This is a genomic window from Nocardia sp. NBC_00565, from assembly GCF_036345915.1.
Classification (GTDB): Bacteria; Actinomycetota; Actinomycetes; order Mycobacteriales; family Mycobacteriaceae; genus Nocardia.
On the sequence record NZ_CP107785.1, the window covers coordinates 3,906,873 to 3,920,087 of the forward strand.

Sequence of the window (13,215 nt, forward strand, 5' to 3'; positions counted from 1 at the left end):
CGGCGGACCTGTGGGACCGCGGGTCCGTTCCAGTCGGACCGCCGTAGACCCATCCCGCTGAAAACCGCTGAACCAATCCGCGCCCGCATCCGTAATCGCACAAACGTCGCGTGAGAGAGGGGCCTGGCATGTTTCGGAGATCACGTGCCGCACTACTGACCGCCGGTGTGGCGCTGACGGGCCTGCTGACCGCGTGCGGCATCGCTGGGACGGCGATTCCCGGCGAGCTCGACGTCCGCAAACTGGAGGTCGGTCCCTACCCGGTCGACAAATACCGCTACGAGCAGAGCGCGAACGGCAAGGGCACGCTACTCGAAGGCATTCGGATGGCCGACGCCGTCGTTCCCGCGGTACGCATCGATCCCACCCTGACGGCCGGCATCCATGCGGGCGTCGTACCCGACAGCGACCAAGCGATCAACGGCTTCCTCGCCAGTGTGTCGAAGCCGATCCTCGACCGCCACAAAATGGTCGTCGGCTACGAGACGATCGGCGCGGATCAACCTTTCACCACCGACCGGGGCGCGGGCCCCGGGGTCACCGTCGATCTGCAACTGCTGATGCGCTTCCCCAGCGAGGCCGATGCCACCCAGGCCGCGCGCGAACTCGAGTCCGCCGACTTCGACTTCGCACCAGGCCAGAATCGCCGACTCCAGCTCAGCGAATACCCCAACGCGCTGATCCACTGGCGGCCAGGTGTGCCCAATATCGGGACCTTCGTCGCGTACCGGGAATTCGTCGTCTTCCTGTTCATCCAACGTCCCAGCGCGGATGAACGCGACCTACTCGGCTGGGTCCGCAAAACCCTCGACAACGAAATGCCGGTACTCGAAAAATTCCGACCGACACCGCTCGACAAGATCGATACACTGCAGGTCGACCCCGAGGGCCTGCTCGCCCGCGTCGCGGTCCGCGACCGGACCAGCCACAGCCTCGACCCCGCACTCTTCAGCGTGCAGCCCGCGGTCGCTTTGGTGCATACCGCGACCAACCAGGCCGCCGCCCAACGGATGATCGACGAAACCGGTATCGACGCCTTCGCCGTGGTCGACAACAGCATCGTATTCCGGGTGCGCGACCGCGCCCAGGGCCCGAATCTCATCACCCAGCTCAGTGCCGGAGCGGGCGACGAATTCGATCCCATCGATGGGCCCAAGGACGTGCCCGGTGCGCAATGCCAGCGGCTCAACCCCCGCGGCGATACCGAGGTGCAGTACAAGAACCGCTGCTATGTCGCCTATCAGCGCTACGTCGGCTTCGTCACCAGCGATAACGAAGCCGACGTCCGGCAGCGAGTCGCGGCACAGTACGCGCTGCTCGCCAATAGTCTGTGACCGGCACGCCAACTCGGTTGCGCCGCAACCCGATGCGGCGGTGCTAGTTTCGGGCGGGTGAGCGGGCGTGACATCTATGGCGGCGACATCTTCTCCGGGCATTCGCGAGCGAAGCAGCGAACAGTACCGACGGTGGTCGCCGAGCGCGATCTCGTGGTGGAGGACGCGGCGAGTGGATTCTGCGGCGCCGTGGTGGGATTCGATCGAAGTTACGACGGCGAGTTCGTGAAGCTGGAGGACGCGCGCGGTGCGGTGCGGTTGTTCGCGTTGCGCGAGGCGGCTTTCCTGATCGACGGCGAGCCGGTCACGTTGGTTCGCCCCAAGGCCGCGGCACCCACGAAGCCGACCCGGTCGGCGTCGGGTTCCACGCGGGTCGAGGGGCTGCGCGCGCAGGTCGCCAAGACCAGTCGGATCTGGGTCGAGGGCGTGCACGATGCCGCGCTGGTGGAGCGGGTCTGGGGGCACGATCTGCGGGTCGAGGGCGTGGTGGTCGAACATCTCGAGGGTTTGGACAATCTGGCCGAACGGCTGACCGAATTCGCGCCGGGACCGGGTCGGCGCGTCGGGGTGCTGGTCGATCACCTGGTCACCGGTTCCAAGGAGACCCAGCTGACCACCGGGCTCGGTAAAAATGTGCTGGTCACCGGGCATCCCTACATCGATGTGTGGCAGGCCGTGCGTCCGACGGCGGTCGGCATCGAGGCGTGGCCGCAGGTGCCGCGCGGCGAGGACTGGAAGACCGGCATCTGCCGCCGCCTCGGTTGGGGCACACCGCAGGAGGGGTGGCGGCGGGTCTACAATGCCGTCGAATCCTTCCGCGATCTGGAAGCCCCCCTGATCGGTGCGGTGGAGCGGCTCATCGACTTCGTCACCGAGCCGACGTGATCAAGATCATTACAGGGTCCATTCGATGAAACCCTATCCCACTGACCGGAATTCGGCCCGTGCGTGTGCCGCCGAGAAGCACTCGGGTTTCCAGGTACCCGAGGTACCGGCTGTCGAATCGATGCGCGCAGCTCACCGGGGTATCCAGCATGGATGCCCCCGAGTCGCGACCCTCCTTTATGCTCGATAATTATGTGCTCTCCTAGTGCCACGCTGACGGTGTGGGCCGGCTCATGGCTGGCCGGTTGCAGCGCGCCCGACGACATTCTGGAGGCGTTGTACGCCTGGGCGCCGCGGCACACCATCGCCGCGGGCGACCCGGTGACCGGCGGTCGCGACGACCTGCCGTGGTCCTCGCGCGGGAACCTGCCGGGTACCGGAGTCATGGCGCTTCTCAAGGTGATTCGCGAGGCCATGGCGCAGCCCGGCGCCCAGCTGCGACTGGTGCTGCCCGTGCCCGGCGACGTGCGCGGACTGCCGACCGGAACGGCCTTCGCGGCGGATGCCATCGAGGCGGGTGAAGGACTGCTGTTCGGTGTGCCCGGCAGCGAGGGCACCGGACTGATCCCCCAGTGGGCCGACGACGACACCCTGCAGTGGACCATCTACAGCACGCCGATCCCGTCCGCGCCCGGCCCGGACCTGTCGCTCGGCGAAGCCGAATTCACCATGCGCGAGGCGGTGCGCGACGCCGCCGACGCCCTGATGCGCCTGCACACCACCGCGGTTGGCGCGGTCGCCGACGCCGACCCCCGCGAACTCATCGAAGCCGAACTCGCCGACTACTCCCGCCACGACTATCCGGAATCAATCCCGTTGCGCGCCAGGCGAATCCTCGACACCGCCGACCACGTTGCCGCAATCCTCACGGTCGCCCAACGCGAACCAGCCTCCTCCCCGACCTCCGCCACCGCCACCGGAGCCCAGGAAGACCTGCTACGCCCGCTATGGGATGCGATCCGCGCAGCCCGCTTGGTGGCGGTGCATGCCGCGGCCCGAGGTAGCTCCTAGAACGCCGAGACGGTCGCGCCGGGTTGTCCCAGCGGGCAGGCAAGAACAGCACCTCCCCAGACGAGCTCAGGGCAGCATCCCGAGGCAGCGCCGTCTCTAGGCAGTGAGTCCGGCATCCCCGGACACCAACGACGCCAGCATCTCGCAGCGACGTGCAAGGGCTTCTTGCCTCCGGAGGCAAGAAGGGCCAGGGCTCTGGTTGAATGGTCCGACTGATCGGCTACGTCATTCGGGAGGCGGCATGGTCCGCATAGCTCGCATTGCCGCGGTGCTGGCCGCCGCACTCATCGGCGCGGGCGCACCCGCCGCCAGTCCTGCGGCGGCGATCGTCGGCGGTAGTACCGTAGTGGCGAGCGACTACCCATGGCTTGCCGCCATCGGCAGCCCGGTGTTCCTCATCCGGCCGTCCGGACAGTTCTGTGGCGGTGCGCTCATCGCGCCCGACCGAGTGGTGACAGCGGCGCACTGCGTCAACTTGGCTCGGCTGCTCCCGCAGGCCCTGACCGTCACCTTCGGCCGTAGCGACCTGCGCATACGCGATGGAGTCACGGTGGGAGTCAAGGAGATTCGCATCCACCCCGATTTCCGGGACACCGATTTCGACGGCGAAACCGTGCACCACAATGACCTCGCGATCCTCATCCTCGATGAGCCGAGGCCGGGGCCTTACCTGGAAGTCGCCGCGCCACAGCGCGATCCGCGCGCATACGGCGACACCGGCACTATCCTCGGCTGGGGCGCGACAACCGAGAGCGACACCTCGAATACGCTCCTGCGGTCCGCCACCGTCCCCATCGTCCTCGACACCACATGCGCCGCCGCCTATGGCCCCGCCTTCGACCCCGCCGAGATGCTCTGCGCCGGATCGCCCGACGCTGATACCGCCGAATACGACAGCGGCGATCCACTTCTCGCCGCAGGCCGCCTGATCGGCCTCACCTCCTGGGGCGAGGGCAGCGCCCGCCCAGGGTTCCCCGGCGTGTATGCCCACCTCACCACCGTGAGCTTCTGACCAACCACGGAAATGCGGACACCTTTTATCGGGTTCTGCTCGGCGGTCGAGGCCCCATAGTGGACGGGTCGTCGACGCGCACGGAAACGTCTTCGTCGCCGATCTCACCAGCCGGGTGCTAGAGCTGGAGCAGGAGGGACGAACACCGCGACGGAGCTTGCCTTCGCTGGTTTGACGGGTCCGGACGGGGTCGCCGCCGGCCGGACCGGCGCCGTGTACATCGTCGACACGAACGCCGATCGGGTGCTCGTGCTGGCAGGTTGCTGACGACCGGGATCGCGGGGTGGCCGGGGCTTTGACGCCCGGGGACGCAAACCGGCGGCTCGTCGGGCTGGCTGAGGCCCCGATCGCCCCGGGTGGCAGGATCGACCGCTTCGCATGGAAAGTCGACGTCCACTTGAAAGCTAGGTTGCCGTGGCAGGGCGGCGGGGCGGGGTGCAGCAGCCGATCGCACAGGGTGCACCGTTTACGGTGCAGCCGTAACCGGTGATGTCGCCGAGTCGGCGTGGCGGAGTACCGGTCAGGTGCTCGTTGATCAGTTCGACGACCAACTGGGCGAAGCGAGGATCGGTGCCAGGGGTGGCGGCCCTGGCGAACGCCATACCCAGTTCCTCGGCCTTATCCCTGGCTTCGTTGTCCAGATCCCAGATGACTTCGAGGTGATCGGATACGAAACCGACCGGGCAGACCACGACCGCATCCACGCCCTTGCCGGACAGATCCTCGAGATGATCGACGATATCCGGATCGAGCCAAGGGATCTGCGGTGGACCGGAGCGGGACTGCCACACCAGCTCATAGTCGGTGAATCCCGTTGCGACGGCGCACAATCGGGCGGCCTCGGCGACCTGGCGACTGTACAGACGGCCCCCATCGGCAGGCGGCCCCGCGGAAATATCGGCCGATACCGGGATCGAGTGTGCGGTGAACACCAGTCGAGCACCTTCCCGGCGCTCCGCGGGAAGAGAACCCACCGCAGCATGAATCGCCTCGGCGAATGCCTCGATCAACAGCGGGTGATCGAAGTACTGCCGCAACTTCACCAGCTCCGGCGCATCCGCACCGAAAGCCGTACGCGCCCTGCTGATGTCCTCGTCGTACTGCAGACAGCCGGAGTATCCGCCCCACGCCGAGGTCGGAAACACCAACGCCGAGCCCACACCATCGGCGGCCATCCGCGCGACGGTGTCCTCCACCATCGGATCCCAGTTCCGATTGCCGAAGTACACCGGCAGCGCGATCTCAGCGGCTCGAAGTTCGCGCTCGACCGCGGCAATGATGTCGCGATTGAGCGCATTGATCGGCGACACACCACCGAAATGCAGATAATGCTGCGCGACTTCGTCGAGACGTTCGCGCGGCACTCCCCGGCCCCGAGTGACGTTCTCCAGGAACGGCATCACGTCCTCGGGTCGCTCGGGACCGCCGAACGAGAGCAGCAGCAGGGCGTCGACGGCCCGAACCACGGTGTCTCCCTTCGGATTACCTCAGTTGATCGACATGTTCTCCGGGAACCAGGTGTTGTGGCTGGCTCCGCCGTCGACGTAGATGATCGAACCCGTGGTGCCGGGCAGCCAGTCCGAGAGCAGCGTGACGATCGACTTCGCCACCACGGTCGGGTCGTCGACATCCCAGCCGATCGGCGAGGCGCCGTCCCAGTAGGTGTTGAGCTGGTTCAGCTTGGCCGCGTCGTCGGTCGCGGTGCCCGCGATGGCCTTTGCCGCGAGGGTTTTGATCGGCCCGGCCGCGATCAGGTTCGAGCGAATCCGCTTGGCGGAGCCGACCTCGCGCGCCACGTACCGGTTCACCGACTCCAGCGCGGCCTTGGCCACGCCCATCCAGTTGTAGAACGGCATCGCGGTGCGCGGATCGAAGTCCATGCCGACGATCGAGCCGCCCTCGTTCATGACCGGCAGCACCGCGCGGGCCAGCGAGGCGTAGCTCCATGCCGAGATCTCGAATGCCTTGGCCGCGTCCGGACCCGGCCCGTCCAGGAACGGTCGTGCCTCCGGACCCATCAGCGTGCGTGGCGCGAACGCGATCGAATGCAGCACGCCGTCGACGCCGTCCGGCGCCAGCTCGCGCACCTTATCCGACAGTGCGGCGAGATCGTCCTCGCTGGTCACATCGAGCGGGATGGCCGGGGCGACCTCCTGCGGCAGCCGCTTGGCGATCCGATCGATCAACCGCAGCCGCTCCGGAATGCCGGTGATGATCACCGTCGCGCCCTGCTCCTGCGCGACCGCGGCCGCGTGGAAGGCGATCGACGAATCGGTGATGATGCCGGTGATCAGGATGGTCTTGCCTTCGAGCAATCCGCCCATGGGTTTTCGGTTCTCCTCGGTCGAAGTTCGTGGGGTGTGCGTCCGCCGAGGCGACGCACCGTTTTCGGGTTGTCTCAGTGGCCCATGCCCATGCCGCCGTCGACCGGAATCACCGCGCCGGACACATAGGCCGAATCCTCGGAGGCCAGAAAGCTGATCACCGCGGCGACGTCTTCCGGCTGGCCGAGGCGCTGCAACGGAATGAACTTCTTCGCCGTGTCACGCAGATCGTCGGGCAGCTCGGCCGTCATATCGGTCTCGATGAAGCCGGGCGCAACCACATTCGCGGTGATCGAGCGCGAGCCGAGCTCACGAGTGATCGAGCGCGCCAGACCGATCACACCGGCCTTCGACGAGGCGTAGTTGATCTGGCCGGGGCCGCCGCCGAGACCGACGACCGAGCCGAGGAAGATCATCCGGCCCCAGCGCGCCCGCAGCATGGCCCGATTGGCTCGCTTGGCACAACGGAACGCACCGGTCAGGTTCGCGTCGATGACCCGGGTGAACTGCTCCTCGCTCATCCGCATCAGCAGGGTGTCATCGGTGATGCCCGCGTTGGCGACCAGCACCTCCACCGGCCCCTGCCGCTCCTCGACCTCGGTAAAGGCCGCATCCACCGATTCCGTATCCGTCACATCGCATTTCACACCGAACAGACCGTCCGGCACCCCCGACCCACGATGCGTAACGGCCACCTTGTGCCCATCGGAGAGCAGACGCTGTGCGACCGCGAGTCCGATGCCGCGGTTACCACCGGTCACCAGGACCGACCGGGATGTGATGTTCGACATGAGGACCAACCTATCTGTTCGGGTTCGTGCGCCACGCCCGGGCTACATATAGCTCGCTATGCGGTCCGAGCGTGTCGGCTACGACGACGTGGACGACTACGGCAGGCGTTGACGATAGAGCAAGCCGGTAACTACACCGGCAGCGACGAGCAACATGCCGAGCAAAAGCCACGGCCTACTCGCATCGCCCCTGGTCATCTCGTAGCCGATCTGCTCTTCGAGAGTGTCGTACACGGCGGTGAGTTCGGTCAGGCTCGAGGCGGTATAGAAGTCACCACCGGAGAGCTTGGCGATCTCGCGCAACGCATCATCGTCGACAGGGACCTTGACGCGCTGTGCGCCCTTGCCGTCCTGGTCCGGAATCTCCACGGTGCCCCATGAGGTGCCGAATGAAATCGTCGACACCGGAACGCCTTTGTTCTTCGCCAGGCGGGCCGCGGTGAAGCCGTGCCGTGGATTGTCGACATCCTTGTCGTCGGGCACGGTCTGCTTACCGTCCGACATCAGCACGATGCGTGCGGGCGGCGGCGTCTCCGCACCGCCCAGCACCGTGGCGATGGTGTCGATCGACTGCAGCGCGGTGAGAATGCCCTCACCGGTCGCGGTGCGCTCGGCGAGCTTGATGTTGTCGATGGCCGCCTTGACGGCCTCACGATTCGTCGTCGGCGGCACCATGACCGAGGCGGTGCCCGCGAAGGTGACGAAGCCGAGGTTGATGCCGGGCGGCAACCCATCGACGAATTCCTTACCCGCCTTCTGCGCCACCTTCAGTCGCGACGGCGGCACGTCGGTGGCCTCCATGGACAGCGAAACGTCCATCACCAGCACGACTGTCGCGCGATTGCGCGGCACCTTCTTGACCGCCGTCGGCCCGGCGGCCGCGATGGTGAGGAACACCAGACCGACCAGCATCAGCGCGATCGGCACGTGCCGGATCGGACTCGGCCGCGATGGCGCGACCTTCTCCAGCAGCTCCATATTGCTGAACCGCAGCATGTGCCGGTGGCGACTGCGCTGAACAAGGATGTAGCCCAACGCGATGAGCACGACGACGGCGAGGAAGCCCAGCCAGACCAGCGCGGTGAAATGCGAAATACTCACTGGCGCGGTGCCCGTCCGCTCGGGGCGCCGAACGCGTGGCGCCGGGTGGAGACGAACCGGACCACATCCGAGATCCAGTCCCGATCGGTCTGCAGGGTGAGCACCGGTGCGCCGCAACTGCGCAAGGCCTGTTCGACCTGGACGCGATGGCGTTGCGCGGCGGCCCCGAAATCGGCGCGCAGTGCGGGCGTCACGCTGAATTCGCGGGTGCGCCCGGTCTCCGGATCATGCAGCACCACATCGCCCACATCTGGCAGCGACAGATCGCGCGGATCGAGCACCTCGACCGCGAGCAGATCATGGCGCGCCGAAATCGCGCGCAGTGAACGCTGCCAGTTGATGTCACCGAGGAAATCGCTGATGACCACCGCGAGTCCGCGCTTGCGCTGCGGGCGGCGCAGCGATTCGATCGCCTCGCGCAGATCACCGCGCACGCCGTCGCGGGCGTGCGGCGTGGTCGCGATATCGCGCAGCATCGACTGTGCGTGCACCCGGCCGCTGCGCGCGGGAATGCGCACCAACTGCTCACCGGTCGCGACGACCGCGCCGATCCGATTGCCGCCACCCCTGGTGAGGTGGGTGATCGCCGCGGCGGCCGCGATCGCCAGATCGCGCTTCTGACACAGCGCGGTGCCGAAATCTAGGCTGGCCGACAGGTCGACCACCATCCAGGTCTCGAGTTCCCGGTCCGCGATCATCTGCCGCACATGCGGATGGGTCGTGCGGGCGGTGACCGACCAATCCATCTGCCGCACATCGTCGCCGGGCTGATATGTCCGAGCCTCACCCGGCTCCGAGCCGGGACCCGGGATCAATCCGAGGTGGTCGCCGTGCAGGACACCGTCGAGCCTGCGGCGGACGGTCAGTTCCAGCGTTTTCAGCGCCGCCGTCAGCTTCGGATCGGCGAGTTCACCCGATCGGAAGGACGGCGGTGCGTGCGGTGACGTCGGCACAGGTGGAACCGGATCAGATGCCGAGGTCACTTCGGCTGGTTATTGCCGGAAGCGGGAGACATCTGCGCGACCGGCGGCTGCGGCACCGCATCCTGAGGAGGTGCGGGCGGCTGCGGAATCTGCGGCGCGCCGTGCGGACCCATGGCTGCGGCGGCCGGAGCGGGCGCGGCGGCAGCGCCCGGCGCCACGGCCTGCGGCGCGACCTGCGGCAGCCCGACCGTCTGCAGCACGCGCTTGATCACATCGTCCGGGCTGATCTCATCGGCGAGCGCGTCGTAGGACAGCACCAGACGGTGGCGCAGCACATCCGGAATCACCTCGACGACATCCTGCGGCACCACATAATCGCGACCGCGGATCAGCGCGACCGCGCGGGCCGCGGCGATGATGCCGAGGCTGGCGCGCGGTGAGGCGCCGTAGGCGATCCAGCTGGCCACATCCTGCATGCCGAAGTCGGCGGGCCTACGGGTCGCCACGATCACCCGGACCACGTAGTCGACCAGCGCATGGTGCACGAACGTATTCGCCGCCACCTTCTGCAGCCGGATCAGCTCGGCGGGATCCAGGATCGGCTTGGCCTCCGGCGGAGTCACACCCATCCGGTAGATGATCTCGCGCTCTTCCTCCACCGACGGGTAGTCGACGACGACCTTGAACAGAAAGCGGTCGCGCTGCGCCTCGGGCAGCGGGTACACGCCCTCGCTCTCGATCGGATTCTGCGTCGCCATGACCAGGAACGGATCGGGCATCGGGTAGGTCTTGCCACCGATCGACACGTGCCGCTCGGCCATCACCTCGAGCAGCGCGGACTGCACCTTGGCCGGCGCGCGGTTGATCTCGTCGGCGAGTACGAAGTTCGCGACCACCGGGCCGAGTTCGGTATCGAATTCTTCCCGGCCCTGACGGTAGATCCGGGTACCGATGAGGTCGGTGGGCACCAGGTCGGGGGTGAACTGGACGCGCGAGAACGAACCGCCGACGACCCTGGCAAAGGTCTCGACCGCAAGGGTTTTGGCGATACCCGGGACACCCTCGAGCAGTACGTGACCGCGTGCCAGCACCCCGACGAGCAGCCGTTCGACGAGCCGATCCTGGCCGACGATAACGCGCTTGACCTCGTATATCGCCTTCTCGAGGGTCTGGACGTCACGCTCCAGGGTGCTGGGTGCGGGAGCAGCGGCCTCTTTCGCCAAACTTGCCCCGCTCACACCGTCCGTCGAAGTCACCAACATCCCCGCTTTCGCTTTGGTCCTGTGCGTGCTGCCACAACTATTCCAGGTAATGGCCGCATACGCCGCAACCGGACCCGAGATCACGGCAAATCAACAGGTTTGCGCGGTCGGGTTCGCGACGTAGGGCCCAGCCTAGGGTCAGGAGACGATCCGCACCGCGTACGGCATGATCCCGCCCTCGCGCACCGGGGAGACGCGGACGACCTCACCGGACTGCGGCGCCTCCACCATCTTCCCGTTTCCGAGGTAGAGGGCAACGTGTTCGCTGCCGTTCGGCCCCCAGAACAGCATGTCGCCGCGGGTCCGTTCGCCGACCGGGACCCGGGTGCCCGCGTTGTACTGATAGCCGCTGTAGTGCGGCAGCGAGACGCCGATCCCGGCGAACGCGTAGATCATCAGACCCGAGCAGTCGAAGCCGACCTTGTCGTAGTCGCCGTAGCTGTCGGCGACACCGCCGTCGTGGATGCCGAGAGTCGGCCCGTCCTCGTCGCCGCCACCCCAGGCATAGATGACGCCCAGCTGGGACATCGCGCGATCGACAACGGTTTCGACCGCGTCGGAGCCGCCGATCGAGGGCATGCTCGGCGTGGTTGTGCGCGGCCTGGTCTGGCGCGGCGGCGGCGAATCCTCCATCTGAACGTGCGGACGCTTGCCCGCGCCGGTTTGCGCAGCGCGATCCTTGGCGGCCTGATCCTGTGCCGCGCGGGCGGCGGCGGCCGCGGCGGCCGCGCGCACGGCGGCCTCCTCGGCCTTGCGCTGTTGGTCCCACGCCAGATAGGCCTCGCGTTGGCCTTGTAGCCCGGCCACATTCGTGCGCGCGATATCCAAGCGCCCCTGCGCCGACGTGCGCTCGCGTAGTAGCCCCTCCCGTTCGGCGGCCTGCTGATCCTGTTCGGCCTTCACCGCGGCGACCGCGTGCTCGGCGTCGGCCTTCTTCTGCTCGGCCTCGGCAGCGGCCGCGTCGGCGAGCGACTTCGCCCGGCGCGCAATGGAATTCTTATTGCCCTGATCGATCTGGGCGCGGCGCAGCGAATCGAGCACCGACCGCTGATTCTTCGACACCAGGGTGAACACCTGGGCGCGATCGAGGGCGACGTCCGGGGTGGCCGAGGATAGATAAGTGACCATCGAGGTCGCGGCGGGCCGGGTGTAGGCCTGTATCACGAACTGGTCGAAATTGCGCCGGGCCTGCTCGACTTGCGTTGCGGCGTCGGCGAGTTCGCGCTGGCTGTCCACCACCGCCGCCGCGGCCACATCGGCGGCATCGCGCGCGTCCTGCAGATCGACGAGGGCCTTGTTGACCTCCTCGCGCTTCTGAGCAATGGCGGCGTCGAGCTCCTGCAGCTTCTGATCCGCCGCGGCGACCTGATTGATCAGCGCGCCGACCTCGCTCACTCTGGCGTCGACTTGCGCTCCGGCGTCGGCGATCTGGCCGTCGCTCGGGTTCGGTGGAGCAGGCGGCACCGCGGCTACGGGTCCGGCCGTGACAAGCACAGCGGCAGTGACCAGCAACCCTAGAGCGACCCACAGCGGACGCCGAGAACCGGCTACGCCGTTGTTGCGCATCGCACCTCCCAAGGACCCGACTCCGGCTGAACCTCACGAGCCCCCTGCGAACCATCCCACTCAGTGGTTGACAGATAGCTCTCTCAACACTTCTTCCCCATCAGACATCATTCGAACCGTACGACACATCCGTCACCAATGAAACTCCAGTAACAGAACTACGTACGCGTAATTCGCCGATTGCCCAGAGATAGCCGCATGAGTGCGGGGATTCGGCCAGTCAAAACAAACCGACCGCTAGGAAAAGCCGCTGAACGGGTACCGCTACGCCGTGGAGTCCAGGTCGTCGTCGCGACTCGACACCCCTACCAGCACAGACTCCTCAGCCGGACGACGGGACTTCAGCCAATACAGTCCACCCACCACGAGCGCCGCGCCCACAAGCAACACACTGGTGATCGCGGTCCAGGAGAACCCCTCCGGCTGGTCCAGCCGATCGACGAAGATCTGCGCCGCCTGTGCCGAATGACCCTGCTGACTCTTGGACGCGTCCTCGGCCCACTCCAGCTTCACCCGGCTGATCGAATCGCTGTAGGTGCCGACCCAGTCGTCGCTCAGCACCACCACAGTGCCGTGCTCGGTCTTGCCGACCGCGGTGGCCAGGTCACGTAGATTGGAGTCGTGGCCTGGATTGCCGGGAATCACCACGACACTGAGTTCGATGCCATGGCTTCGAGCGTCGGCGACGACCGCCTCGAGCGCGTCCTGGTCCTTACCCTTCGGAGTGGCGACATGGTTGTCGGCGACATCCTCCTTGATCTGGGCCAAGGTCTTATCGTCGATACCAGGCGGCAACTCGGCACGCATGGGTGGGAAAGCCAAGATGCAGGAGTCGGTCATCTTCCATCCGGTCTGTCGAGCCGCATCGGCACGCGAGGCGACGGGCATCCAAAACTGCGGGGTGAACCGGCACTTGCCCACCGGCCACCCCGACTAGCTCGAAAGCACAGTACGCGACGGAGTGTCGCACCACCTCCGGACGGCGTGCAGAACGGCCCCCGTGCGT

12 protein-coding genes are annotated in these 13,215 nt (G+C 66.8%); 4 read left to right on the plus strand and 8 right to left on the minus strand.

What is annotated here, in order from left to right:
* Window positions 1-128 precede the first annotated feature (128 nt).
* The 4 genes from OG874_RS18725 to OG874_RS18740 all read left to right on the plus strand — a co-directional run bounded on the left by OG874_RS18725 (window position 129) and on the right by OG874_RS18740 (window position 4,242).
* Entirely contained in the window at window positions 129-1,334 is a 1,206-nt protein-coding gene (locus OG874_RS18725) for a DUF7373 family lipoprotein (RefSeq protein WP_330256409.1), read from the plus strand.
* 57 nt (window positions 1,335-1,391) lie between these two features.
* Complete coding sequence (locus tag OG874_RS18730; protein ID WP_330256410.1) at window positions 1,392-2,219, plus strand: DUF3097 domain-containing protein; 828 nt, start codon at window positions 1,392-1,394, stop codon at window positions 2,217-2,219.
* A gap of 192 nt (window positions 2,220-2,411) precedes the next feature.
* Window positions 2,412-3,230, plus strand: a complete 819-nt coding sequence (locus OG874_RS18735) for a hypothetical protein (RefSeq protein WP_330256411.1) — start codon at window positions 2,412-2,414, stop codon at window positions 3,228-3,230.
* 241 nt (window positions 3,231-3,471) lie between these two features.
* Entirely contained in the window at window positions 3,472-4,242 is a 771-nt protein-coding gene (locus OG874_RS18740; RefSeq protein ID WP_330256412.1) for a serine protease, read from the plus strand.
* A 404-nt stretch (window positions 4,243-4,646) separates the two neighbouring features.
* Here OG874_RS18740 and OG874_RS18745 read toward each other — a convergent pair whose 3' ends face one another.
* The 8 genes from OG874_RS18745 to OG874_RS18780 form a co-directional block, all read right to left on the minus strand.
* A complete protein-coding gene (locus tag OG874_RS18745; protein ID WP_330256413.1) occupies window positions 4,647-5,708 on the minus strand; it encodes a ferrochelatase in 1,062 nt (353 codons plus the stop codon).
* A gap of 21 nt (window positions 5,709-5,729) precedes the next feature.
* On the minus strand, window positions 5,730-6,566 hold the full coding sequence (inhA, locus tag OG874_RS18750) for an NADH-dependent enoyl-ACP reductase InhA (protein ID WP_330256414.1): 837 nt from the start codon (window positions 6,564-6,566) through the stop codon (window positions 5,730-5,732).
* A gap of 74 nt (window positions 6,567-6,640) precedes the next feature.
* The gene (gene fabG1 / locus OG874_RS18755; protein ID WP_330256415.1) at window positions 6,641-7,357 is read right to left on the minus strand and encodes a 3-oxoacyl-ACP reductase FabG1; all 717 of its coding nucleotides are present in this window, start codon (window positions 7,355-7,357) and stop codon (window positions 6,641-6,643) included.
* Between the two features lie 96 nt (window positions 7,358-7,453).
* The gene (locus tag OG874_RS18760) at window positions 7,454-8,458 is read right to left on the minus strand and encodes a VWA domain-containing protein (RefSeq protein WP_330256416.1); all 1,005 of its coding nucleotides are present in this window, start codon (window positions 8,456-8,458) and stop codon (window positions 7,454-7,456) included.
* Entirely contained in the window at window positions 8,455-9,411 is a 957-nt protein-coding gene (locus OG874_RS18765; RefSeq protein ID WP_442943411.1) for a DUF58 domain-containing protein, read from the minus strand. The genes OG874_RS18760 and OG874_RS18765 overlap by 4 nt, the downstream gene beginning before the upstream one ends.
* A gap of 26 nt (window positions 9,412-9,437) precedes the next feature.
* Window positions 9,438-10,643 (minus strand): AAA family ATPase, encoded by a 1,206-nt coding sequence (locus tag OG874_RS18770; RefSeq protein WP_330256418.1) that lies wholly within the window; start codon window positions 10,641-10,643, stop codon window positions 9,438-9,440.
* 138 nt (window positions 10,644-10,781) lie between these two features.
* Window positions 10,782-12,209 (minus strand): NlpC/P60 family protein, encoded by a 1,428-nt coding sequence (locus OG874_RS18775; protein ID WP_330256419.1) that lies wholly within the window; start codon window positions 12,207-12,209, stop codon window positions 10,782-10,784.
* 264 nt (window positions 12,210-12,473) lie between these two features.
* The gene (locus tag OG874_RS18780; RefSeq protein ID WP_330256420.1) at window positions 12,474-13,049 is read right to left on the minus strand and encodes an Rv1476 family membrane protein; all 576 of its coding nucleotides are present in this window, start codon (window positions 13,047-13,049) and stop codon (window positions 12,474-12,476) included.
* Window positions 13,050-13,215 lie beyond the last annotated feature (166 nt).

What these genes read in the sequence shown, in the direction of transcription:
- OG874_RS18735 (WP_330256411.1), top strand. Translation starts at nt 2,412, where the DNA reads ATGTGCTCTCCTAGTGCCACGCTGACGGTGTGGGCCGGCTCATGGCTG.
- inhA (WP_330256414.1), bottom strand. Translation starts at nt 6,566, where the DNA reads ATGGGCGGATTGCTCGAAGGCAAGACCATCCTGATCACCGGCATCATC.
- OG874_RS18725 (WP_330256409.1), top strand. Translation starts at nt 129, where the DNA reads ATGTTTCGGAGATCACGTGCCGCACTACTGACCGCCGGTGTGGCGCTG.
- fabG1 (WP_330256415.1), bottom strand. Translation starts at nt 7,357, where the DNA reads ATGTCGAACATCACATCCCGGTCGGTCCTGGTGACCGGTGGTAACCGC.
- OG874_RS18775 (WP_330256419.1), bottom strand. Translation starts at nt 12,209, where the DNA reads ATGCGCAACAACGGCGTAGCCGGTTCTCGGCGTCCGCTGTGGGTCGCT.
- OG874_RS18770 (WP_330256418.1), bottom strand. Translation starts at nt 10,643, where the DNA reads ATGTTGGTGACTTCGACGGACGGTGTGAGCGGGGCAAGTTTGGCGAAA.
- OG874_RS18740 (WP_330256412.1), top strand. Translation starts at nt 3,472, where the DNA reads ATGGTCCGCATAGCTCGCATTGCCGCGGTGCTGGCCGCCGCACTCATC.
- OG874_RS18780 (WP_330256420.1), bottom strand. Translation starts at nt 13,049, where the DNA reads ATGACCGACTCCTGCATCTTGGCTTTCCCACCCATGCGTGCCGAGTTG.